Source organism: Streptomyces sp. NPDC050549, from assembly GCF_040655035.1.
In the GTDB taxonomy this organism is placed as follows: Bacteria; Actinomycetota; Actinomycetes; order Streptomycetales; family Streptomycetaceae; genus Streptomyces.
In genome coordinates this window covers 15,263-38,723 of the sequence record NZ_JBFAJD010000012.1, presented here as the reverse complement: position 1 = coordinate 38,723, position 23,461 = coordinate 15,263, and the positions used below count along the sequence as shown (strand labels likewise).

Here is a 23,461-nt window from a genome sequence, read left to right as displayed (position 1 = left end):
GTTTCGGCGCCTTGCTCGCCGGGTAGCCGCGTGATGTCCCTTCGGCGGTCATCGCGGTTTCCGGCAGGAAAAAGTTCGGTCACGAGTGGGGTTCGGCAGGATAATTTCCCGATGATCCTCTTGCTGGGAGAAACCACATATGTATACGGTTTCCATACGCTGGATTCTCCCGTGGAGGATGGGACATGACGGAAATTCTTGTGCAGGTGGGTTCGGAGGAGCGGGTTCCTCCCGTGACCAGGGTGGTGGAGCATCCGGCATGGCCCGTGCTCAAGGATGCCGTGGAGCGGATCCGGCCATGGCAGACCAAGGACGGGTCGATCGACTTCGCCGCCGAGGGAGCGCCCGACCGCGCGGAGGCCGAGTACGCCGTGCGCCGGGTGACGGGGGCCGTCGAGGAGCTCGCCCCGCTGCTCCCGCACGATGCCGCCTATCACGCCGCTCTGGTCAGGGACCTGGAGCGCTGGGCCGCCGACGGCTTCCGGGTGCCCGACTTCCTCGACTCGCTGCTGGCCTTCCAGCCCGCCGCGAACCGCCGGGACGGACTCCAGCACCTGGTCGTCTTCCCGATGTACACGCAGAACGGCAACCCGGACCGCAACCTCGAAGCGGTCGTCCTGCGCATGGTCTGGCCCGACTGGCTGGCCGAGCTGGAGGCGACCCGCTACGACAACCCGCTGTTCTGCGGCATCACCTTCGAGGACTTCACGTCCGGCTACGACACCAACTCGGCCGTGCTCTTCCCGGAGACCATCGCCGTACGCCAGGCGCCGGAACGTTTCTCCTGGGGTGGGATCTTCTGCGACCGCGAGGCCGCCCGCTTCCGCCGGGTCACCGAGGCCGCCGTCGACATCCTGGGCATGGAACTGCCCGAGGACATCGCCGCCATGGTCCACGACCAGAAGCGCTGCGAGGAGGCCTTCGTCCTGTGGGACATGGTGCACGACCGCACCCACAGCCACGGCGACCTGCCCTTCGACCCGTTCATGATCAAGCAGCGCCAGCCGTTCTGGATGTACGGCCTGGAGGAGCTGCGCTGCGACCTCACCGCCTTCAAGGAGGCCGTGAAGCTGGAGGACGACGGGATCCCGCAGGCCCGTGACGTGCAGTACGCGGTCCTCTGCGACCGCATGTTCCGCTTCCCGGTCACCGGCGAGCGCGTCCGCAACTACGACGGACTCGGCGGTCAGCTCCTCTTCGCCTATCTGCACAAGCACGACGTCGTCCGCTGGACCGACAACAAGCTGCACATCGACTGGCGGCGCGCCCCCGAGGTCACCAACCAGCTGTGCGCCGAGATCGAGGACCTCTACCGCGCCGGCATCGACCGCCCCAAGCTCGTCCACTGGTTCAAGGCCTACGAGCTGGTCGCCACCTACCTCTCCCCGCACCCGGGCTCCAAGTGGGCCAAGGGCCCCGACGCCCTGGACCTGAGCCAGCCGCCGCGGAAACTCGTGGATGACGTGCTTCCGGACGAGTTTCCGCTGAGCATGTTCTATGAGGCACTCTCCAAGAAGCTGAAGAACGTGATCGCCTCGACCAAGGGCATCACCGCGGAGAGCGCCGAGCGGATCGCCGCGTGAGCGACCGCAGCACCGAAGTGGCTCAGGAGGCGAGGACCATGGGGAACGGGGCGCTCAACGGCGCGGTGATCGCGGTGGCCGGAGCGGGCGGGCCGGCAGGCCGTGCCGTGCTGCTGCGGCTGGCGGAGGCGGGCGCGACCGTCGTCGGCTCCGACGCGCATCCCGAACGTCTGGCGGAGGCAGTGGACGCGGCCCGCTACGCGCACGGCGGCGCCACCGTCGTGGGAGACACCGTCGACCTGCTCGACCCGCAGGCCACCCGCGACTGGGCCGCGCACATCGAGAAGGACTTCGGCCGCGTCGACGGCCTCGTCCACCTCGTCGGCGGCTGGCGCGGCAGCGCCACCTTCGCCGAGACCGACCTCGCCGACTGGGACCTGCTGGAGAAGCTGCTCATCCGCACCGTGCAGCACACCTCCCTGGCCTTCTACGACGGCCTGGCGCGCAGCGACCGCGGGCGTTACCTGCTGATCAGCGCGGCCGGTGCCAGCAAGCCCACGGCGGGCAACGCCGCGTACTCCGCGTCGAAGGCCGCCGCCGAGGCCTGGACCCTCGCGATGGCCGACGGATACCGCAAGGCCGGCGGCGAGGACGGACCCACCTCCGCCGCCGCCGTCATGGTGGTGAAGGCGCTGGTGCACGACGCGATGCGCGCCGAACGCCCCAACGCGAAGTTCGCGGGCTTCACCGACGTCAAGGACCTCGCCGAGGCCATCGCCGGCGTCTGGGACAAGCCCGCCGCCGAAGTGAACGGAAATCGTCTGTGGCTGACCGAGAAGCCGTGAACCCTCCCAAGACCGACGCACGGCGCCACCACGACCCGGAGATCCGCGGCTTCGCCAGCGACAACTACGCCGGCGCCCACCCCGAGGTGCTGGCCGCCCTCGCCCTCGCCAACGGCGGCCACCAGGTCGCCTACGGAGAGGACGACTACACCGAGAACCTCCAGGGCATCGTCCGCAGCCACTTCGGCGCTACGGCCGAGGCCTTCCCGGTCTTCAACGGCACCGGCGCCAACGTCGTCGCGCTCCAGGCGGTCACCGACCGCTGGGGCGCGGTGATCTGCGCCGAGAGCGCCCACATCAACGTCGACGAGGGCGGCGCCCCCGAGCGCATGGGCGGCCTGAAGCTGCTCACGGTGCCCACGCCCGACGGCAAGCTCACGCCCGAACTGATCGACAAGCAGGCCTACGGCTGGGACGACGAGCACCGTGCGATGCCGCAGGTCGTCTCGATCACCCAGAGCACCGAACTCGGCACCCTCTACACGCCCGACGAGATCCGCGCGATCTGCGACCACGCCCACGCCCACGGCATGAAGGTCCACCTCGACGGCTCCCGGATAGCCAACGCGGCGGCCTCCCTGGACGTCCCCATGCGGACGTTCACCAACGCGGTCGGCGTCGACATCCTCTCCCTGGGCGGGACGAAGAACGGCGCGATCTTCGGTGAGGCGGTCGTCGTCATCAACCAGGACGCCGTCAGCCACATGAAGCACCTGCGCAAGCTGTCCATGCAGCTGGCCTCCAAGATGCGCTTCGTCTCTGTGCAGTTGGAGGCGCTGCTCGCCAAGGACCTGTGGCTGCGCAACGCCCGCCACGCGAACGAGATGGCCCAGCGTCTCGCCGAGGGCGTGCGCGCGGTGCACGGTGTGGAGATCCTCCACCCGGTGCAGGCCAACGGCGTCTTCGCCCGCCTCCCGCACGACGTGAGCGAACGCCTTCAGCAGCGTTTCCGGTTCTACTTCTGGGACGAGGCGGCCGGCGACGTCCGCTGGATGTGCGGTTTCGACACGACCGAGGACGACGTGGACGCGTTTGTGGCGGCGCTCAAGGAGGAGATGGCACGGTAGTCAAGCTTGAACGGATAATGCATAGGTATGCGGTCACTCGAAAAGTCATTGACTCTCGGGTGATCGCTTTCCTATGCTCTCCAGCCATGGAGCTGATCCAGAAAACCCCGGACCTGTCCGCCTATTTGGCCGCCGACGAAGCCATCGACCACGGCCATCCCCTCGTGCGCGAGACCGCCGCACGACTAGCCAGGGGCGCGGCGGACTCGTATGGCTATGCACGGTTGGCGTTCGAGTTCGTGCGCGACGCCATCCCGCACTCGCAGGATGTGGACGACCCGCGCGTCACCTGGCGGGCCTCGGACGTCCTGGAGCAGGGCACCGGCATCTGCTACGCCAAGGCGCACGCCCTGGCCGCGCTGCTGCGGGCCGAGGACATCCCGACGGCCCTGTGCTATCAGAAGTTCGACGTGGTGCACGGTCTGGTCGCCGTGCGGTTCAACGGGGCCTGGCACCGGCAGGATCCGCGCGGGAACAAACCCGGCGTGGACGCGCAGTTCTCCCTGGACGGCGAGCGGCTGGCCTTTGTGCCCGACCCGGAGTTCAATGAGCTGGACTATCCGGTCCTGTACGCTGAACCACACCCGGTCGTGCTGAACGCCCTCAAGGCCGCCCCCGACCGGCCGCACCTGTGGAAGACGCTCCCGACCGCACTCTGAGGCAGACCATGACCCTCACCCTTACCGTGTCCGACGAAGTCCGCGCCCTCGCCCCCGGGTTCACCCGTGTCGCGATCGAGGCGACCGGACTGGTCAACGGGCCCAGCACCGAGGCGAGTTCCGCGCTCCTCGACGACGCGGCCCGCCGGCTGGCCGTACGGCTGGACGGTCGCGCCCCGCACGAGGACCCGCACATGGCGGCCTGGCGCGAGGTGTACACGGCGTTCGGATCGAAGCCGTCGCGCAACCGCAACTCGGCGGAGGCGCTGGCCAAGAGGGCACTCACGGACGCAGGTCTGCCCCGGATCAATCTGCTGGTCGACCTCTACAACGCCATCAGCGTCGCGTACTTGATCCCCGTGGGCGGAGAGGATGCCGATCGCATCCAGGGCGGGATGACCCTCCAACGGGCCACCGGGGACGAGGAGTTCGTGACCGTCGCGGGCGGCGAGGAGGTCGTCGAACATCCCGACGCGGGCGAGGTGGTGTGGCGGGACGCGGCCGGAGTCACCTGCCGCCGCTGGAACTGGCGACAGGGACCGCGCACCAGGCTCACGGAGGAATCGACGTCCGCCGTCTTCCTGTTGGAGAGTCTCGCGCCGATGCCCGTCGCCGAGGTCGAGCGTGCGGGTGCCGAACTCGCCGAACTGCTGGAGAAGTTCAGCCCCGGGGCGCGGATCACCGTCCACGCCCCGGTGTGACGGTTCAGCGGGTCTCGGACGACTTGACCTCTTCGGGGGTGGGTGCGGTGCCGCCGAGGTGGGCCGGCATCCACCAGGTGTCGTCCGGGCCCTTGGGGCGTACCGGATAGGCGCGTTGGGCGGCTTCGAGGAGCTCCTGGACGCGCTCGCGCAGACGGCGGGTGATCGCGCCCGCGTACTGGTCCTGGGGGGCCTCCACCGGCTCGCCCACCCGGATGGTGATCGGGGTGTGGCTGCGCTTGAAGTTCTTCGGGTGGCCCTTGGTCCAGAGGCGCTGGGTGCCCCACAGCGCCATCGGGATCAGCGGGACGCCGGCCTCCTGGGCCATGCGTGCCGCACCGGACTTGAAGCTCTTCAGAGTGAAGGACTGGGAGATCGTCGCCTCCGGGAAGACGCCGACGATCTCACCGGACCGCAGCGACTCCAGTGCGTGCTGGTAAGCGGTCTCGCCCTGGTTGCGGTCCACCGGGATGTGCTTCATGCCGCGCATCAGCGGACCGGAGATCTTGTGCCGGAACACCGACTCCTTCGCCATGAAACGCACCAGGCGCTTCTGCGGCAGGGCGGCCAGGCCGTCGAAGATGAAGTCCAGATAGCTGATGTGGTTGCTGACCAGCACGGCGCCGCCCGAGCGCGGAATGTTCTCCGATCCCTTGAGGTCGATCTTGAGGTCCCAGACCTTGAACAACGTTTGGGCGAGACCGACGACGGGGCGGTAGACAAGCTCAGCCATGGACGGGGTGGACCCTTCTCTCTGCCTGGAAGGGGTTCTCCGGGCGGGAAAGCTACGCAGCCGTAGGTTTACGGCATTGCGCAGATCGTGCCCGAAGAACGAACGACTGGCCAGTCCTCGTGCCGTAGAACGGCGAGATCCTCGTCACGTCCATCACTTGATCCACCTCGGACTTTTAAATTTCCTTTACTCTGCGCGAACCGCCACCCGGCGTACGAGCAGGTACATCTCGCACCCTAGGCAGTACCCGAACGCGGCATTGAGGAACGCGGCGGCGAGCGCGGCACCGGTCGCCGTGAGCCCCAGCCAGGTCGGCCCCAGGCCGAAACCGACCAGACCCACCCCGGCGAAGACCAGCCCGACCGCCTGCGCGAACCGCGGCGGCTCCGGCGACTCGAACTCGGTCGGCGGCCCGATCCGCGGCCGTACGGCCTTCCGGAACAGCCAGCCGTACGGCGAACGGCCCACGCCGCCCGCCGCGCCCAGCGCGAACGCCAGGGTCTGCCAGGCCAGCAGCCAGAAGCTGCCGGTGATCAGTACGACCGCCAGTACTACGGTCGTCAGGGCCGCGCCGAAGCGTGGTCCTCGTACGTCGATGTCCATGAATCAAGGATTCCGCAGCGGAAACGATTCTGGGTGCCGGGAATCTTTGCAGTCTCGTGAACGCTGGAAGGGTCGATGAGCGGACTTGTGGTGTGCGTGGTGGTGCTCGCGGCGGCGAGCGCCTACGGAGTGCTGCATCGGCGGCGGAGCGGGAGAGTGCGCGTGCGCGGGCGCGACGGCGGAAAACGGCTCGGCGCCGCCGAGTTGGGCGGCGACCTCGGTGAGAAGGCCACCCTGGTGCAGTTCTCCAGCGCCTTCTGCGCTCCCTGCCGGGCCACGCGCCGGGTACTGGGCGAGGTGGCCGGCATGGTCCCCGGAGTCCATCACATCGAGATCGACGCCGAGGACCATCTGGACCTCGTGCGGGCACTCGACATCCTGAAGACCCCCACCGTGCTGGTGCTCGACGCGGACGGACGGGTGGTGCGGCGCGCCACCGGCCTCCCCCGCAAGGCGGATGTCATCGCGGCCCTGGGGGAGGCGGTTTGACGATTCGGGCGCAGGCGGTGAGTCATCTCCCATATGCCGGAACGTACTTGACTGCGCACACCACCTATCGTCAGCCTGACCGTATGCCTTCGGAACTCCTTCTTTTCGGGCGGGCGCACGTCGATCTCGCACGCACCGCGAGCGCGTGCTGTCCGGGCTGTTGAGCAGCCACGGTTCAGCTCGTCGCCTCCCCAAGAAGGACAGCCCCATGACGGCCACGCCCGATCTCGGCACCTCTCGGCTCGCCTCTCCGGACCTGCTGCGTTCCGTCTTCCGGCAGCACGCCGCCGGTGTGGCGGTGATCACCGCGCGCGGTGGGACCGGTCCGGTCGGCTTCACCGCCACCTCCCTCAGCTCCGTCTCGGCCGAGCCCCCGATGCTGTCCTTCGGGATCAGCACCGGCGCGTCCAGCTGGCCCGCGATATCCGGGGCCGAGCATGTCGGGGTGCACATACTCGGCGAGCACCAGGAGCAGTTGGCCGCCACCTTCGCCCGCAGCGGCGCCGACCGATTTGGGGCGCCCACCGTCTGGCACGAGGGGCCCGAGGGTGTGCCGGTCCTCGACGGTGTGCTCGCCTGGCTGGTGTGCGGGGTCGTCGCGCGCGTGCCCGCCGGGGACCACCGCATCGTGATCGCCGAGGTCGTCCTCGGTGATCACGCGGGCTCCGGCCGACCGCTCCTCTACCACCAGGGCCGCTTCAACGGGTTGCGTGACTGAGACCACTCCCGGTGGGTGACGGGCCACCCTGCGGAAGCGTCGAGTTCCGATTACGCTGCGTTGCACAGGTCACAGTTCAAAGCGCTTGCTTAGCGGGCACCTGCTGAGGGAGCGTAGTGCTGCGTACTGGCGAGTAATATTTCGCTCGGAGCACCGGCCGCCCGCACCGGGAACGGCCGTTCAAGGCGCCTATGCTGCCTGGAAGTAGGCAGCCGAAAAATGACGATGCAGTAGGAGAGCCGGCGTGAGCTTGAGGATCGTTGTCACTGTGAAGTACGTGCCCGACGCCACTGGCGACCGGCACTTCGCCGATGACCTGACCGTCGACCGGGACGACGTGGACGGTCTGCTCTCCGAGCTCGACGAGTACGCGGTCGAACAGGCGCTGCAGATCTCCGAGAACTCGGACGACGACGTGGAGATCACCGTCCTGACGGTGGGCCCGGAGGACGCCAAGGACGCCCTGCGCAAGGCGCTGTCCATGGGTGCCGACAAGGCGATCCACGTGGAGGACGACGATCTGCACGGCACCGACGTCATCGGCACCTCCCTGGTGCTGGCCAAGGCCATCGAGAAGGCCGGCTTCGACCTGGTCGTCTCCGGCATGGCCTCCACGGACGGCACCGCCGGTGTGATCCCCGCCCTGCTGGCCGAGCGCCTGGGGGTCCCGCAGGTCACGCTGCTCTCCGAGGTCTCCGTCGAGGACGGCGTCGTCAAGGGCCGCCGGGACGGTGACACCGCCTCCGAGCAGCTTGAGGCCTCCCTGCCGGCCGTCGTGTCGGTCACCGACCAGTCGGGCGAGGCGCGTTACCCGTCCTTCAAGGGCATCATGGCCGCCAAGAAGAAGCCGGTTCAGGCCTGGGACCTCTCCGACCTGGAGATCGACACCGACGAGGTCGGCCTCGAAGGCGCCTGGACCGCCGTCGACTCCGCGGCCCAGCGCCCCGCGCGCACCGCCGGCACGATCGTCAAGGACGAGGGCGAGGGCGGCAAGCAGCTCGCCGAGTTCCTCGCGGGCCAGAAGTTCATCTAAGGCCCCCAGGGCCAAGGGCCACGGCCCGCCGCAGGCTCCCTCACCGCCCCTCAGACTTCGCACGCACGCAGGAGACCATTCCCATGGCTGAAGTTCTCGTCTACGTCGACCACGTGGACGGTGCCGTCCGCAAGCCCACCCTGGAGCTGCTGACGCTGGCGCGCCGCATCGGCGAGCCCGTCGCGGTCGCCCTCGGTTCCGGTGCCGAGAACACCGCCGCCGCGCTCGCCGAGCACGGCGCGGTGAAGGTGCTCACGCACGACGCCGCCGAGTACGCCGACTACCTCGTCGTACCGAAGGTGGACGCCCTCCAGGCCGCCTACGACGCCGTCTCCCCGGCCGCCGTCCTGGTGCCGTCCTCCGCCGAGGGCAAGGAGATCGCCGCCCGCCTCGCGGTGCGCATCGGCTCCGGCATCATCACCGACGCCACCGACCTGGAGGCCGGTGACGAGGGCCCGGTGGCGACGCAGTCGGTGTTCGCCGCCTCCTTCACCACCAAGACCCGTGTCTCCAAGGGCACGCCGGTCATCACCGTGAAGCCCAACAGCGCCGCCGTGGAGGCCGCTCCGGCCGCCGGTACCGTCGAGGCCCTCGCGGTCACCTTCTCGGACAAGGCCACCGGCACCAAGGTCACCGCGCGCACCCCGCGCGAGTCGACCGGCCGCCCGGAGCTGACCGAGGCCGCGATCGTCGTCTCCGGCGGCCGTGGTGTGAACGGCGCGGACAACTTCTCGATCATCGAGGCTCTCGCCGACTCGCTCGGCGCGGCCGTCGGCGCCTCCCGTGCCGCCGTCGACGCCGGCTGGTACCCGCACTCCAACCAGGTCGGCCAGACCGGCAAGAGCGTCTCCCCGCAGCTCTACATCGCCAACGGCATCTCCGGCGCGATCCAGCACCGCGCGGGCATGCAGACCTCGAAGACGATCGTGGCCGTCAACAAGGACGCCGAGGCCCCGATCTTCGACCTTGTCGACTACGGCGTGGTCGGCGACCTCTTCGACGTCGTCCCGCAGCTCACCGAGGAGATCAACACCCGCAAGGGCTGATCCCCGGCAAGCGCCATCAGGCCCCTGCGACCCGCGCGGTCGCGGGGGCCTCGGCGTGTCCCGGGCCGCTCATCCCAGGCTGATCGTGGACTGCACGGGCAGATGGTCGCTGGGGAACTGGCTGTTGTCGGAGAACGTGTCGATGGCTGTACGGCGCACGGTGACACCTGTGCTGACCAGGATCCAGTCGATGCGGTTCCCGTCCGGGACGAGCGCGCGGTAGCCGTGGAAGGTGCCGTACAGCTGCCCGCGCCCGGCCGCCGCGTCCCAGGTGTCCCTGAGGCCGGCGCCCAGCATCGTGGCGTAGACCGAGGTGGTGTACGCGGCGGTGTTGAAGTCGCCGGTCACCAGGATCGGCAGGGAGTGGTCGAAGCGGGCGAGGCGTTCGGCGATGAGTGCGGCGGCACGCTCGCGTGCGTACTGACTCGCGTTGTCCAGATGGGTGTTGAGGACGTAGAACTGCCGTCCGTCGTCCCCGAGGTCGCGGAAGCGGATCCAGGTGGCGATGCGCGGATGGGCGCCGCCCCAGGTGTTCGATCCGATCACGGAGGGCGTGTCGGAGAGCCAGAACTGGTCGTACTCGACGGGGGCGAGCCGGCGGGTGTCGTAGAAGATGGCCGTCTCCTCGTCGTGGCTGCCCCCTTTGCGGCCGCTGCCGATCCAGTCGTAGTGCGGTGCGAGGTCCTGCTTGATGTCCTGGAGCTGCCCGTAGAGGCCCTCCTGGGTGCCGATGATGTCGGGGGCCGCGCGGAGCAGCAGGTCGCGCATCACCGGGCGGCGGACCTTCCAGCTGTTGGGTTCGGAGCTGCTCGCGTAGCGCAGGTTGAACGTCATGACGTCCAGCAGACGGGTCTCGTGGCGGACGGCGTCGGCGCGTACGGTTCCGATCAGTGGCAGGGCGATGGCGGCCGCCACCAGCGTGGTCAGCCCCGCGCGACGCGTCACCATCCAGGCAGTCGACATGTGCATCCCTCCCCTTGCGAGTCAGGATGAAGGGGCGGGGCGCCGGGCGGAAGAGGGCCTCGGGGCGAGAGTGAACGCCGTGGGTTCACGCCGTGGACAGGGTGTTGACCGACGGGAAGATCCACAGATAACTTCGTTCTACGGATTGTTGATTCCGCAGAGCGGAAACATGGAGGCTGTGGGATGGGTCAGGGCGAGCAGGAGAAGGTGGCGACCAGCCTCGCGGGCGCGGTCGGCGAGGAGATCAGCGCCTCCCTGGCACCGGTCGACGCCGAACTGGAACGCCGCTACCCCGGCGACCCCGGCACCCGCCAGCCCGTCCACACGGTCTACGTCCCCGGTGACGTCTTCGCCGCCGACACGATCCGCACCTGGGGCGACCGGGCCCTCGCCGCCCTCGACGAGCACGCCCCCGACGCCGCCTCCTTCGCCGCCGTCCTCGGCCTCTCCGACGAACTCGCCGAACCCGTCCACGCGCGCGTGCGGGCCAAGTTGGAGCGCGAGCCGATCGAAGACCTGCGCGTCGACTTCGAGGACGGCTACGGCCCCCGCCCCGACGCCGAGGAGGACGAGGCCGCCGCCCGCGCGGCCCGGCTGATCGCCGAGGCGTACGAGAAGGGCACGGCGGCGCCGTACATGGGCATCCGGATGAAGTGCATGGAAGCGCCGGTGCGCGATCGCGGCATCCGCACCCTCGACATCTTCCTGACCGGACTGATGGAGGCCGGCGGACTGCCCGAGGGGCTGGTCCTGACCCTGCCCAAGGTCACCTACGCCGAGCAGGTCACCGCGATGGTGCGTCTCCTGGAGGCCTTCGAGAAGGCGCACGGGCTCGACGCCGGCCGGATCGGCTTCGAGATCCAGATCGAGACCAGCCAGTCCATCCTGGCCACGGACGGGACCGCCACGGTAGCCCGCATGATCCAGGCCGCCGAGGGCCGCGCCACCGGTCTGCACTACGGCACCTTCGACTACAGCGCCTGCCTCGGTGTCTCCGCCGCGTACCAGGCCAGCGACCACCCCGCCGCCGACCACGCGAAGGCCGTCATGCAGGTCGCGGCGGCGGGGACGGGCGTGCGTGTCTCGGACGGTTCGACCAATGTGCTGCCGGTCGGTCCGACGGCCAAGGTCCACGACGCGTGGCGGCTGCACTACGGCCTCACCCGGCGGGCGCTGGCCCGCGCGTACTACCAGGGCTGGGACATGCACCCCGGCCACATCCCCACCCGCTACGCGGCCGTCTTCGCCTTCTACCGCGAGGGCTTCGAACAGGCCGCGACCCGCCTCGCCCGCTACGCCAACCGGGCCGGCGGCGATGTCATGGACGAGCCCGCGACCGCCAAGGCCCTCAGCGGCTATCTGCTGCGCGGCCTGGACTGCGGCGCGCTCGACCTCGCGGAGGTGGCCGGTGCGACCGGGCTGACCCGGACGGACCTGGAGGGCTTCGCGGCACCCCGCCGGGGCGACCTGACGGCGTCCGCGAAGTAGCGGACCTGTCACAGCTGTCGCCGCCCCCGCCTGTTGTCACTGTCGCCCCGTAGGCTGTACGGCGTTCATGGATGTGCCACAGGAACGGAGCGACGGTGTCTTCGGGGGAGAGCGGACGCGTGGACGGAGCCGGCCGACTGCTGGCCGGACGCTATCGCGTCGTGGCCCGGCTCGGGCGAGGCGGCATGGGCGTGGTCTGGCGCGCCGTCGACGAGGTTCTCGGCCGTGAGGTCGCGGTCAAGGAACTGCGCGCCTTCACCGACGACTACGCGCCCGAACTCGCCGACCTGCGGCTGCGGATGCAGCGCGAGGCACGGGCAGCGGCACGGGTCCGCCATCCCGGTGTCGTCGCCGTGCACGACATCGCGGAGGTGGACGGACGCCCGCTGATCGTCATGGAGTTGATCGACGGTCCCTCCCTGGACGACGTGCTGGCGGAGCGCGGCCCCGTCGACCCGCGCGAGGCGGCCGGTATCGGCGCGAAGGTCATGGAGGCGCTGGCCGCCGCCCACACCGTGGGTGTGCTGCACCGTGATGTGAAGCCCGGGAACATCCTCCTGGAGCGCTCGGGCCGGGTCGTCCTGACGGACTTCGGCATAGCGACGATGGACGACCCTGGCGACGGTTCCGCAACTCACCTCACGCGCAGCGGCGAACTCATAGGCTCCTTGGACTACTTGGCCCCCGAGAGGGCGCAGGGCGCGGACCCCGGCCCGGCCTCCGACGTCTGGGCGCTGGGCGCGACGCTGTACGCGGCCGTCGAGGGCGCCTCACCGTTCCGCCGCACCTCGACGTACTCCACCCTCACGGCGATCGTCGACGAGCCCCTGCCGGAACCCCACCGCGCCGGTCCGCTCACCCCTGTCCTGCGCCAGCTCCTCGACAAACGCCCCGAGTCCCGCCCCGGCGCCGACCAGGCGCGCAGACTGCTGGAAGCGGTGGCGCAGGCGCCGGAGACGGATTCGCCGACGACTGTGCTGCGGGGAGCCGGGGGCGGGGGCGCTGTAGGGACGGGGGAGCCAGGAACGGGAGAGTCGCCGCCGAGTGGGAGCGCGGGGGCCGCAGTGGGCCGCCAGGACCCCGGTTCGTCGATACCGCCGACTGGATCGGATGCCCTTCCGACCGGTCCCACGCCTGCTTCCGCTCCTGCTCCCACCTCCACACCCCAGGGCTTCGGCCCGCCCCTCGCCCCGGTGCCCCACCCGTCCCCACCGACCGGGCCCCTCACACGCCCCGCCCACCCCGTCCGCAAGGCACGAGTCCTGATCGCCGCCGCTGCCACAGCGGTCGTCCTCGCCGGCGCCGGGGTGGTCGTCGCCCACTACGTGAACTCCGGTGAGTCATCGGTCACTTCGCAGGGCGGCTCGCCCCCGGCCCAGGACGCCGGCGTCGCCTCCCCCACCGCACGCGCGGACGCCAAGCGCTCGGACTCCGCCAAGCCCACGGGACAGGGCGCCGACGGGACTCGGGCGCCGACGCAGCAGCACACCGGCAAGGGCGGGGACACGACATCCGGGCAATCGCCGATCGCCTCGCCGAGCAGGTCCGAGTCCTCCGGCGGTGGAGGCACTGGCGGCAACAGCACCCCCACCGGCGGAACCAGCCCGAGTTCCAGCCCCGCCCCGGCCTGCCGGTCCATCGGCGGCGGCAAGTACAACTGCCAGGTGTGGCGCAGCGCCAAGTCCTACACCGCGTCCGGTACCGAGGTGGGTGTGCTCGGCGCGGGCACCAACTACTTCTACTGCCAGGTGAACCTGGGCCGCCGCGAGACGTACGGCCAGTGGACCAACGTCTGGTGGGCGAAGACGGACGACGACAGCGGCAACACGAACGTCTATGTCAGCGACGTCTACATCAAGGGCGGGGGCAACGACGAGCCGGTCCCGGGACTACCGGTCTGCTGAGACCCTACGAAGCGTTCGAGACCGGACACCGTCACCAGCCCCTCCACCCGGAACAGCCGCGTACCCCGCTCGCACAACTCCCGGTCCCCGCGCGCCCGTGCGCAGAACTCCTCCGGCGTCCGCCCGAACAGCTTCCTCAACTCCGGTGAGACAGCGAGAAGTTCGGTGAGCAGCAGCCGCTCGCCCGGATGCCGGCGCGGCGCACCCGTGCCGTCACGCAGCACCCCGTACCGGTTGACGTAGACATACGCGCCCCGCAGCGACTCCCCGGACTCCGACGCGAATCGGAACCCGGGCCCCGTCAACCACGCCCGGTCGAACGCGACTTCACTCGCGTCCACCACCGCGAGCTGCCGCGCGTCGAACCACGTCACGAACAACTCCCGCACGACTCCCTGTGAGTTGACCGGCGACGCGGACACATAGCCCACGCGGCTCACATGTGCGGAGACGCCGACGTCGACACCGGTGACCCGGACCTTCACCATCGGGACGGGGGAGTCGATCCCGAACTCCGCCATCTTGTGGCGCAGTTGGGCGGGGCAGGCGTTGGAACCGATGGCGAGGACAGGGGTGCGGTCCTCGTACGTGACGTGTTCGTCCAGGGGCAACAGCCGGTCTCCGACGAGGAGTCCGGACTCGGCGGGCCATGCGCCCGGGTAGGTGAGCGGATCCTCGCGTGGCGCCCGGCCCAGCCCCAGAGCCTCCAGCGTGCCGTCGTTCACGGTTCGGCTCAGTCCGACGGCGGCAGTTCGCCCGAGCCCCGGGTGATCAGCCGGGTCGGCAACTCGATGCGTTCCGGGGCGATGAGCGTGCCGTCCAACTGGCGGAAGAGGCGCTCTGCGGCGGTACGGCCGAGGGCCGCCGCGTCCTGGGCGACGACGGTCACGCCCGGCTGGAGCAGGTCGGCGAGTTCGAAGTCGTCGAAGCCGACGAGGGCGATCCGGCGGGACTGTTCGGCGAGGACCCGGACGACGGTGACCGTCACGCGGTTGTTGCCGGCGAAGATCGCGGTGACGGGGGAGGGGCCGGACAGCATCTCCTCGGCGGCCCGGCGTACCCGGTCGGGGTCGGTCACGCCGAGGGACATCCAGGCGTCCTCGACCGTTATGCCGGCGTCCTCCATGGCGGCCCGGTAGCCGCGCAACCGCTCGGCCGCCGTGTGGATGCGGGGCATGTCGCCGATGAAGCCGATGCGCCGGTGGCCGTGGGAGATGAGGTGGGTGACACCCTCGTGCGAGCCGCCGTAGCTGTCGGACAGGACGACATCGGCGTCGATCCGCCCGGCCGGACGGTCCACGAACACGGTCGCGACGCCCGCCTTGATCTCCGGCTCCAGATACCGGTGGTCGTCCCCGGCCGGGATCACCACCAGACCGTCCACCCGCCGGGCGCACAGCGCGAGCACCAACTCCTGCTCGCGGTCCGGGTCTTCGGCGCTGGAGCCGTTGATCAGGAGGGCGCCGTGGGCCCGGGCCACCTCCTCGACCGCGCGGCTCAGGGGGCCGTAGAACGGGTCGGCGAGGTCCTCCAGGACGAGGCCGATGCTGGCCGTGCGACCCTTGCGCAGGACGCGCGCGCTGTCGTTGCGCCGGAACCCCAGTGCGTCGATGGCCTCCTGGACGCGGCGCTCGGTGTCCGGGGTGACGCCCGGTTCGCCGTTGACCACCCGCGACACCGTTTTCAGGCCGACACCGGCGCGCGCGGCCACGTCCTTCATGGTCGGACGGTTGCCGTAGCGGTTCTCGGGGCGGCGGGCGGTCTCTGGCACGATGCGCTGTCCTGTCCTGTCGTCCACGGGGGATGCATAGGTCCATGGGTTTGTATGAGGATGTGGCGTCGAGCATAGAGCCTGGACAACGTTGTCATGTGCGAGAGAGACTGTCCACCGATATCTCCGGCCTGCGCCCCCACCGCGAGACCGGCCCAACTCACCTTCTGGTGGTTCTCATGTTTGACGGGGAGATCTGACACTGATGCACACCGACCTCGTGGCCGCGCTCGACATCGGCGGCACCAAGATCGCCGGGGCGCTGGTGGACGGCCACGGCAAGATCCTGGTGCGCGCGCAGCGCCCGACGCCCTCGCAGGACGACGGCGACACCGTGATGCGGGCCGTGGAGGAGGTGCTCGCGGAACTCACCGCATCGCCCTCGTGGTCCCGCGCGGGCGCCCTCGGCATCGGCAGCGCGGGTCCCGTGGACGCCTCCGCGGGCACCGTGAGCCCGGTCAACGTGCCCGGCTGGCGCGACTATCCGCTCGTCGAGCGGGTGCGTGCGGCGGCCGGTGACCTGCCCGTGGAGCTGATCGGCGACGGCGTGGCGATCACGGCGGCCGAGCACTGGCAGGGAGCGGCGCGCGGGCATGCCAACGCGCTGTGCATGGTGGTCTCCACGGGAGTGGGGGGCGGTCTCGTCCTCAACGGGCAGCTGCACCCCGGGCCGACGGGCAACGCGGGCCACATCGGCCACATCAGCGTGGACCTGGACGGTGACCCCTGTCCGTGCGGTTCGCGCGGCTGTGTGGAGCGGATCGCCAGCGGCCCCAACATCGCCCGGCGGGCGGTCGAGGGCGGCTGGCGGCCGGGCCCGGACGGCGACGCCTCGGCCGCCGCGGTGGCCACCGCCGCCCGCGCGGGCGACCCGGTCGCCGTCGCCTCCTTCGAGCGGGCCGCGCAGGCCCTCGCGGCCGGTATCGCGGCCACCGCGACCCTCGTCGAGATCGACATCGCCGTGATCGGCGGGGGCGTGGGCAAGGCGGGCGACGTGCTCTTCACGCCGCTGCGCAAGGCGCTGAGCGACTACGCGACGCTGTCCTTCGTACGGCGGCTCACGGTGACGCCGGCTCAGATGGGCACGGACGCCGGGCTGGTGGGAGCGGCCGCGGCCGCGCTCGCCCGTCAGGCGAACAACGCGACCGCGGCCGGGGTGTGAGGCACCGACCGGACGAAACGTTCGGTCAGTGGCCTTCGTCCCTGTTCAGCAAGTGAGTTGAGCGTCCGCCCAGTCCGCGTGGTCCGAGTCGATCCCGTCGCCGCCGTCGGTGACGACGAGTCGGACCACCTGGGCGCCGGTCACGTCCGCCGTGACCGGCTGGGCGGGCATCGCGTTGGTGAGGACGCCGGTCGAGGCGACCTTCGTGCCGTCCGCCCAGATCTCGAAGGCGACGGTTCCGTTGGCCCCCTTCTCGTCGTCCACACCGACGTCCGCGGTCACCTTCTCGCACGCCTTCCCGGTGTAGTAATCCACTTCGCTCTCGGCGTGCACACCGAGCCCCTTGGCGTACACGACCCCGCCGAGAGTGATCGGACGACCGTCTCCCGCCGCGCTCTCCCCGTTGCTGGTGTTGCGTTCAACGGGCCCCCATCCATTGGCCGTCGACATCCAGGGAAGGTCACCGAGGTACGAGGTGCCCGCAGGGGGAGCGACCACCACGGACGCGGTGAACGGCAGGGTGCTGGTGACGTGCGAACCGCTCGGCGAGCGGTAACTCGCCTTCAGCGCAAGGTCGTACGACCCCGTCGGTGTCCCGGCCGGAGCCGTCACCGTCCACTTCGTGCGCAGCGCCCGGCCGGTCCGTAGGGCCTTGGCGGCCGTCGACGACTTGGCCCGCACCTTCCAGCCGGCCGGCCCTGTCAGGCTCACCGAGACGCGCTCGGCGGTCGTACGGCCGAGGTCGGTCACGGTCGTCGTGAGTGGGGTCGGCGTCGCCGCCTGGACCAACGGGGCGCTGTCCAGGCCGAGTTCGACGGCGGGCGGGTTCCTGACCGCGTGCCGGTCGGCGAAGACCCGTACGAGGACCGTGCCGTGGGCGGGGACGGTCGCGGAGATCGTGCCCGCGGTGTTGTAGCTCTTGTGCTGCCACAGGTCGCGCAGGGCGTAGGCGCGGGCGCCCGGAAGGCCGACGGCCGTCGCGGTGGTGGCGATGCGCTGGGCGCTGCCCGACTCGTTGAAGAGCGCGACCGTACGGCTGCCGTCCTTCATCTCCTTGGCGACGACCCAGCGTCCGCCCTCGGACGTGACAACGTTGCCCTGCTTGCCCAGCGGGTCCTGGTCGACCGCGATGACCTCCTTGTTGTCGAGGATGTCGAAGGTCGCGGGGGTCGCCGTGCGCAGGTCGGAGCCGATGAGGAGCGGTGCGGCCATGATCGACCACATCGAGAAGTGCGAGCGGTACTCGGTGTCCGTCATACCGCCGTTGCCGACCTCCAGCATGTCGGGGTCGTTCCAGTGCCCGGGTCCGGCGTACGGCGCGAGCGGCAGGTTCTGCTTGAGGATCGACAGCATCGAGCCCCAGTTGTCGCTGATGTCACCGGTGGTGCGCCACAGGTGCCCGACGTCCGAGGCCCACTCCCAGGGCTTGTTCTCGCCCCACTCGCAGATGCTGAAGACGATGGGGCGGCCGGTCGCCTTCAGGGCGTCGCGCATGGTGGTGTAGCGCAACTTGGCGTCCACGCCCTGGTTGTTGCAGTTGTCGTACTTGAGGTAGTCCACGCCCCAGTCGGCGAACTGCCGCGCGTCGCTGTACTCGTGGCCCAGTCCGCCCGGGAATCCCGCGTCGTTGCAGGTCTTGGTGCCCGCGCTGGTGTAGATGCCGAGCTTGAGCCCCTTGGAGTGCACATAGTCCGCGACGGCCTTGATGCCGTGCGGGAAGCGGACCGGGTCGGGCACGAGTCGGCCGTCGGCGTCACGGGACGGCAGGGCCCAGCAGTCGTCGAGGTTGACGTACTGGTAGCCGGCCGCCTTGAGGCCCTTGTCGACGAAGAGGTCCGCGATTCCCTCGACCATGGACTCGTTGAACTCGGCACGGCAGTTGGTGGAGTTCCAGTTGTTGAAACCCATCGGAGGTGTGAGCGCCTGACCGTCGGCCAGGGCGGGGGAGACGGGCGCCTGTACGGGGACGGCGACCGCGGGTGCGGCCAGGCCCGCCGTGCACAAAAGCCCTGTTGCGAGCGCTCCTACCACTCTTCGACGGGTCGTGCGGGTGTGGGGGTGACGCATGGTGACGTTCCTCCGGACTCGCGAGAGATGGGATCACTTTCTGTGCATGTCATGTGCGCGATTACGTTAGGACGTGTCGAACTCTGTTGGAAGAGTTGCGTATCGATTGTTCGATTTTCCATCGCGCGAGTTTTGAACACGTTCAACTTTCTGCGCTAGGCTCACTCCCGAACAGAAGGGGGAGCCCTGTGAAGATCGTCATTCCCGGTGGTACAGGACAGGTGGGCGCCATCCTCGACCGTGCCCTGACCGAGGCCGGCCATGAGGTCGTCGTCCTGACCAGGCGGCCGAGGCGCGACCGCGAGGTGTGGTGGGACGGCGAGCACCTCGGCTCCTGGGCCCGGGAGATCGACGGCAGCGACGTCGTGATCAACCTGGCGGGCCGCAGCGTCAGCTGCCGCTACACCCCCGCCAACCTGAAGGCCATGATGGACTCGCGCGTGCACTCCACCCGGGCCGTCGGCGAGGCGATCGCGGCCGCCGCGCACCCGCCGCGCGTCTGGCTGCAGATGAGCACCGCCACCGTCTACGCCCATCGCCACGACGCCTCCAACGACGAGGCCACCGGCCTGATCGGCGGCGCCGAACCGGGCGTACCCGGCTACTGGTCGTACAGCGTCGAGATCGCCAGGAACTGGGAGCGCGAGCAGGAACGCGCAGACACCCCGCACACCCGCAAGGTGGCCCTGCGCGCCGCCATGGTGATGAGCCCCGACCGCGGCGGTGTCTTCGACGTGCTGCTCGGGCTGGCCCGGCTCGGGCTCGGCGGTCCGGTCGCGGGCGGCGCCCAGTACGTCTCCTGGATCCACGACCGGGACTTCGTCCGCGCCGTCGAGTTCCTCGTCGCTCGCGACGACATCGCCGGGCCGGTCAACCTCGCCGCCCCGGGCCCGCTCCCGCAACGCGCCTTCATGCGCGTCCTGCGCGCCGCCCGGGGTATCCCTGTGGGCCTGCCCGCCACGAAGTGGATGGCCGAGCTGGGCGCCTTCGTGCTGCGCTCGGACACCGAACTCCTCCTGAAGAGCCGGCGGGTCGTCCCGGGGCGGCTGCTGGCGGAGGGGTTCACCTTCGACCATCCGCAGTGGCCCGAGGCCGCCGTGGACCTCGTTCGACGGGCGCGCGGTGGCGCGGATTCCACCCGGCGGCCCGTCCGGGCGTGACCCTGGCGCGCTTCGTCAGTTGAACGGGGCATGAAGAAGCGCAGCATGCTGGCCATCGCCTCCCTCGCCACGGGTTTCGTCGTCGCCGCGATCACTCCGTCGCACTCCCACGACCACGACGTACTCGGCGATCTCAACGTCAAGGACACCGTGGGTGCCATGGACCACCTCGTCAGCGACGGCAGCCTCGCCGTCGACGAGGGAGCCCTGGGAGAGAACAGTTGATACCGGTCTGAAACGCATGGCGCCGGTGCCCCGTCGGAGGGGGCACCGGCGCCGTCGTATGCGCGCTCTCAACTGGGGCTGGTTTCCGTGGCAGGGTGGAACGGGCAAGCCTCAGGGGGCCAACAGAAGAGGGGGACCTGTGACCGTCGTCTGGATCAACGGCGCGTTCGGTGCAGGCAAGACCGCCACCGCACGGGAACTGATCGACCTGATCCCGAACAGCACGTTCTTCGACCCCGAGATCATTGGCGGGGCACTTCCGAACCTGCTCCCGCCCAAGCACCTCGCGGAGGTCGGCGACTTCCAGGACCTGCAGATCTGGCGACGGCTCGTGATCGACACGGCCGCCGCCATGCTCGCGGAGCTCGGCGGGACCCTCGTGGTCCCGATGACCCTGCTGCGCCAGGAGTACCGCGACGAGATCTTCGGCGGCCTCGCGGCCCGCCGGGTCGCGGTCCGGCATGTTCTCCTGGCACCGGCGGAAACGATCCTGCGCGAGCGAATAGCCGGCCGGGAGATCCCGCCGGACCTCCCCGACGGCGAGCTGCGGATGCAGCAGTGGGCGTACGACCACATCGAGCCGTACCGCGCCGCACTCGCCTCCTGGCTCACCGCCGACGCTCATCTCGTCGACACCAGTGCCCTCACCCCGTACGAGACGGCCTGCCGGATCGCCGAAGCCGTCGGCAGCGGTACCGTCCCGGTCTGCGACATCGTGCAGACCCCCGAGCCCACCTCCGAGACCGTCGCGGCCGGAGTGCTCCTCTTCGACGAACAGGACCGGGTCCTGCTCGTCGACCCCACCTACAAGGCCGGCTGGGAGTTCCCCGGCGGCGTCGTCGAACCCGGCGAGGCACCCGCCCGGGCCGGCATGCGCGAGGTCACCGAGGAGACCGGCCTCGTCCTCGACGACGTACCCCGGCTGCTCGTCGTCGACTGGGAGCCACCCGCTCCGCCCGGCTACGGCGGGCTGCGCCTCCTCTTCGACGGCGGCCGGCTGGGCGCGGCCGAGGCGGACAGACTGCTGCTGCCCGGACCGGAGTTGCGCGGCTGGTGCTTCGCCAGCGAACAGGAGGCCGCGGACCTGTTGCCGCCGGTCCGCTACGAGCGGTTGCGGTGGGCGCTGCGGGCGCGCGAGCGTGGAGCGGCGCTGTATCTGGAGGCGGGCGTACCGGTTGGCTGACGGCATGTCAATTTGCGGTCTGATCAACGACGTTGAAGGGGACTTTGCCTTTTCGGGGACACGACCTGGCGATTTTGCGGGGCATGGGTCATTCCGATAACAAAGCGAGGGTGAATTGTCGCCTTCCCGGTATGAACAAGAACGTGAAGAAGGTACATCGGAGCTCTAACGTCTTTGCGCAGCTCAGTTCTCTCGCGGCCGCCGGCCGCCTCGACGGGACCGGACATTTCGCCGGTCGAAGGAGAGGAACATGCGCGCGCCATCCTCGGCCCTCACCCGGGCCCTCACTCTTGCCGCCGGGCTCACCCTGGTGCTCACCGCCTGCAGCAGCGGCGGTGGGGGCGGCGGCTCCAATAAGGGCAGCTCGGCCGGGCTCACGTCCTGCAACACCGTGGGCAAGGCCAACACCTGCAACTCGGCCGCCACCAAGTCCGGCGGAACGTACACCTATGTGCTGGAGAAGAACATCCAGCAGTGGAACGTCCAGGACGTCAACGGCAACACCTTCGAGAACGGGGAGGCCCTGGAGGTCGTCCTGCCGCAGGTGTTCATACCCCAGCCGGACTTCACCGTCACTCTCGACACCGACCTGGTGACCTCGGCGACGCAGACCAGCACCAGCCCGCAGACCATCGTCTACAAGATCAACCCGAAGGCGGCGTGGAACGACGGGACGCCCATCACCGCCGACGACTTCACCTACTACTGGCGCACCAACAACGGCAAGGACTGCCCGCCGCCGCCCGCCAGCGACTCCAGCCAGACCCATGGCTGTCTGCCGCAGAGCACCGCGGGCTACGACCGGATCAAGTCCCTCACCCCGTCCGACAACGGCAAGACCTTCACGATGGTGATGTCGAAGCCGTACTCGGACTGGAAGTCGCTGTTCGGTGCGGGTTATCCGCTCTATCCGGCGCACACCGCGGAGAAGATCTCAGGTGCCAAGGTCGGTGACGCCGCCGCCATGACGGCCACTCAGATGGCGGAGGCCTGGCAGTACTTCCTGAAGACGCCGCCCACCAAGTACCCGACCGCGGGCGCCTACAAGATGCAGCAGTGGGTCGACAACGACCACGCCACCTATGTGCCCGACCCCAAGTGGTACGGCGCGAAGAAGGCCACTCTGCAGCGGCTGATCTTCAAGGTGATCTCGGACGCCACCCAAGAGCCGACGGCGTTGAAGAACAACGAGGTTCAGGGCATCTACCCGCAGCCCGAGGTCGACCTGGTGAACCAGGTCAAGGACATCCCCGGTGTCACCTACAGCATCGGCAACGGGCTGACCTGGGAGCACTTCGACCTCAACCTGCACAACCCGGTGATCGGCAAGTATCTGGCGCTGCGGCAGGCGATGTTCACGGCGATCAACATCAAGGACATCATCGCCAAGACGGTCGGCCAGTTCGACCCGGCAGTGAAGCCGCTCGGCAGCCACAACTTCGTTCCCGGACAGGCCGGTTACAAGGACGTGGTCAGCGCTTCCGGTCAGGGTTCGGGTGATCTGACGAAGGCGAAGAAGTACCTCACGGACGCCAAGTTCACCGGTGTGGGTACGGCGTTGAAGACTCCCGACGGCAAGGCCGTCGGCCCCTTCGACTGCCGTTACACCACCGGCAACCAGATCCGGCAGAGCGAGTGCCAGATCCTGCAGAGCAACCTGGCGAGCCTCGGCATCAAGATCACCATCAAGCCGATCGGCGCCGCCGACCTCGGCACGGTCCTCGCCGGGCACCAGTACGACATCATCGTCTTCGCCTGGGTCGCAGCCCCGTTCCCGACCAGCAACGCCCAGCAGAACTGGTTCACCGGCGGTGGCGGCAACTACGGCGGCTACAGCAACAAGACGGCCGACTCCCTGATCTCCCAGGCCGTGGGCGAGACGGACGCGACAAAGGCCGCGGCCCTCCTCAACCAGGCCGACCAGCTCATGGTCAACGACGCCTACGTGCTGCCGCTCTACCAGAAGCCGACGTTCTTCGCGTCGCAGACGCGGTTCGTGAACATGCGGAACAACTCCACCAACGTGGGACCGGCCTACAACACCGGCGAGTGGGGCCTGAAGAAGTAGCCCGCCGCCCGAGGGAACAGCTCCATCGGCACGCCCGTCGAGCCCGGCCCCGG

22 protein-coding genes are annotated in these 23,461 nt (G+C 69.5%); 16 read left to right on the top strand and 6 right to left on the bottom strand.

Annotation, left to right across the window (positions count from 1 at the left end):
• Positions 1-185 precede the first annotated feature (185 nt).
• From AB0I51_RS19335 to AB0I51_RS19315, 5 genes are all read left to right on the top strand, one after another.
• Positions 186-1,583, top strand: a complete 1,398-nt coding sequence (locus AB0I51_RS19335; protein ID WP_362976607.1) for a DUF6421 family protein — start codon at positions 186-188, stop codon at positions 1,581-1,583.
• Between the two features lie 38 nt (positions 1,584-1,621).
• Positions 1,622-2,368 carry an SDR family NAD(P)-dependent oxidoreductase gene (locus AB0I51_RS19330; RefSeq protein ID WP_362976917.1) on the top strand — a complete coding sequence of 249 codons (747 nt, stop codon included), beginning with the start codon at positions 1,622-1,624 and terminating at the stop codon, positions 2,366-2,368.
• Positions 2,365-3,435, top strand: coding sequence for a low specificity L-threonine aldolase (locus AB0I51_RS19325; RefSeq protein ID WP_362976605.1), 1,071 nt, complete (start codon positions 2,365-2,367; stop codon positions 3,433-3,435). The genes AB0I51_RS19330 and AB0I51_RS19325 overlap by 4 nt, the downstream gene beginning before the upstream one ends.
• A gap of 86 nt (positions 3,436-3,521) precedes the next feature.
• Positions 3,522-4,094 carry a transglutaminase domain-containing protein gene (locus AB0I51_RS19320; RefSeq protein WP_362976603.1) on the top strand — a complete coding sequence of 191 codons (573 nt, stop codon included), beginning with the start codon at positions 3,522-3,524 and terminating at the stop codon, positions 4,092-4,094.
• Positions 4,095-4,102: 8 nt separating this feature from the next.
• Positions 4,103-4,795 (top strand): phenylalanine--tRNA ligase beta subunit-related protein, encoded by a 693-nt coding sequence (locus AB0I51_RS19315; RefSeq protein ID WP_362976601.1) that lies wholly within the window; start codon positions 4,103-4,105, stop codon positions 4,793-4,795.
• 4 nt (positions 4,796-4,799) lie between these two features.
• On the opposite strand, the gene AB0I51_RS19310 is transcribed toward AB0I51_RS19315, so the two are convergent.
• Together AB0I51_RS19310 and AB0I51_RS19305 are read right to left on the bottom strand one after the other, a co-directional pair.
• Positions 4,800-5,528, bottom strand: a complete 729-nt coding sequence (locus tag AB0I51_RS19310) for a lysophospholipid acyltransferase family protein (RefSeq protein ID WP_362976599.1) — start codon at positions 5,526-5,528, stop codon at positions 4,800-4,802.
• Positions 5,529-5,714: 186 nt separating this feature from the next.
• Entirely contained in the window at positions 5,715-6,131 is a 417-nt protein-coding gene (locus AB0I51_RS19305; RefSeq protein ID WP_362976597.1) for a DUF4395 domain-containing protein, read from the bottom strand.
• A 75-nt stretch (positions 6,132-6,206) separates the two neighbouring features.
• On the opposite strand from AB0I51_RS19305, the gene AB0I51_RS19300 reads away from it, so the two are divergent.
• From AB0I51_RS19300 to AB0I51_RS19285, 4 genes are all read left to right on the top strand, one after another.
• Positions 6,207-6,620, top strand: coding sequence for a thioredoxin family protein (locus AB0I51_RS19300; RefSeq protein ID WP_362976595.1), 414 nt, complete (start codon positions 6,207-6,209; stop codon positions 6,618-6,620).
• Positions 6,621-6,828: 208 nt separating this feature from the next.
• Complete coding sequence (locus tag AB0I51_RS19295; RefSeq protein ID WP_362976593.1) at positions 6,829-7,338, top strand: flavin reductase family protein; 510 nt, start codon at positions 6,829-6,831, stop codon at positions 7,336-7,338.
• A 244-nt stretch (positions 7,339-7,582) separates the two neighbouring features.
• On the top strand, positions 7,583-8,371 hold the full coding sequence (locus AB0I51_RS19290; protein ID WP_026178662.1) for an electron transfer flavoprotein subunit beta/FixA family protein: 789 nt from the start codon (positions 7,583-7,585) through the stop codon (positions 8,369-8,371).
• 83 nt (positions 8,372-8,454) lie between these two features.
• Entirely contained in the window at positions 8,455-9,417 is a 963-nt protein-coding gene (locus tag AB0I51_RS19285) for an electron transfer flavoprotein subunit alpha/FixB family protein (RefSeq protein ID WP_362976591.1), read from the top strand.
• Between the two features lie 69 nt (positions 9,418-9,486).
• On the opposite strand, the gene AB0I51_RS19280 is transcribed toward AB0I51_RS19285, so the two are convergent.
• Positions 9,487-10,380 carry an endonuclease/exonuclease/phosphatase family protein gene (locus AB0I51_RS19280; RefSeq protein WP_362976589.1) on the bottom strand — a complete coding sequence of 298 codons (894 nt, stop codon included), beginning with the start codon at positions 10,378-10,380 and terminating at the stop codon, positions 9,487-9,489.
• A gap of 183 nt (positions 10,381-10,563) precedes the next feature.
• Here AB0I51_RS19280 and AB0I51_RS19275 point away from each other — a divergent pair, with 183 nt between their 5' ends.
• Positions 10,564-11,868 (top strand): aldolase/citrate lyase family protein, encoded by a 1,305-nt coding sequence (locus AB0I51_RS19275; protein ID WP_362976587.1) that lies wholly within the window; start codon positions 10,564-10,566, stop codon positions 11,866-11,868.
• 95 nt (positions 11,869-11,963) lie between these two features.
• Positions 11,964-13,772 (top strand): protein kinase, encoded by a 1,809-nt coding sequence (locus tag AB0I51_RS19270; RefSeq protein ID WP_362976585.1) that lies wholly within the window; start codon positions 11,964-11,966, stop codon positions 13,770-13,772.
• Here AB0I51_RS19270 and AB0I51_RS19265 read toward each other — a convergent pair.
• Complete coding sequence (locus AB0I51_RS19265) at positions 13,718-14,497, bottom strand: hypothetical protein (RefSeq protein WP_362976583.1); 780 nt, start codon at positions 14,495-14,497, stop codon at positions 13,718-13,720. The two genes, AB0I51_RS19270 and AB0I51_RS19265, sit on opposite strands and share 55 nt — an antisense overlap.
• Before the next feature lie 8 nt (positions 14,498-14,505).
• Positions 14,506-15,543 carry a LacI family DNA-binding transcriptional regulator gene (locus AB0I51_RS19260; protein WP_362976581.1) on the bottom strand — a complete coding sequence of 346 codons (1,038 nt, stop codon included), beginning with the start codon at positions 15,541-15,543 and terminating at the stop codon, positions 14,506-14,508.
• A 205-nt stretch (positions 15,544-15,748) separates the two neighbouring features.
• Between AB0I51_RS19260 and AB0I51_RS19255 the strand changes: the two genes are divergently transcribed.
• Positions 15,749-16,705, top strand: coding sequence for an ROK family protein (locus AB0I51_RS19255; RefSeq protein ID WP_362976579.1), 957 nt, complete (start codon positions 15,749-15,751; stop codon positions 16,703-16,705).
• A gap of 45 nt (positions 16,706-16,750) precedes the next feature.
• Here the strand turns inward: AB0I51_RS19255 and AB0I51_RS19250 are convergent, their stop codons facing one another.
• A complete protein-coding gene (locus AB0I51_RS19250; protein WP_362976577.1) occupies positions 16,751-18,772 on the bottom strand; it encodes an NPCBM/NEW2 domain-containing protein in 2,022 nt (673 codons plus the stop codon).
• Positions 18,773-18,960: 188 nt separating this feature from the next.
• Between AB0I51_RS19250 and AB0I51_RS19245 the strand changes: the two genes are divergently transcribed.
• The 4 genes from AB0I51_RS19245 (at position 18,961) to AB0I51_RS19230 (ending at position 23,408) form a co-directional block, all read left to right on the top strand.
• Positions 18,961-19,932 (top strand): TIGR01777 family oxidoreductase, encoded by a 972-nt coding sequence (locus AB0I51_RS19245; RefSeq protein ID WP_362976575.1) that lies wholly within the window; start codon positions 18,961-18,963, stop codon positions 19,930-19,932.
• A 30-nt stretch (positions 19,933-19,962) separates the two neighbouring features.
• Positions 19,963-20,157, top strand: coding sequence for a hypothetical protein (locus AB0I51_RS19240; protein ID WP_362976573.1), 195 nt, complete (start codon positions 19,963-19,965; stop codon positions 20,155-20,157).
• 139 nt (positions 20,158-20,296) lie between these two features.
• Complete coding sequence (locus AB0I51_RS19235) at positions 20,297-21,340, top strand: NUDIX domain-containing protein (RefSeq protein ID WP_362976571.1); 1,044 nt, start codon at positions 20,297-20,299, stop codon at positions 21,338-21,340.
• Between the two features lie 250 nt (positions 21,341-21,590).
• Positions 21,591-23,408 carry an ABC transporter family substrate-binding protein gene (locus AB0I51_RS19230; protein ID WP_362976569.1) on the top strand — a complete coding sequence of 606 codons (1,818 nt, stop codon included), beginning with the start codon at positions 21,591-21,593 and terminating at the stop codon, positions 23,406-23,408.
• Positions 23,409-23,461: the final 53 nt, after the last annotated feature.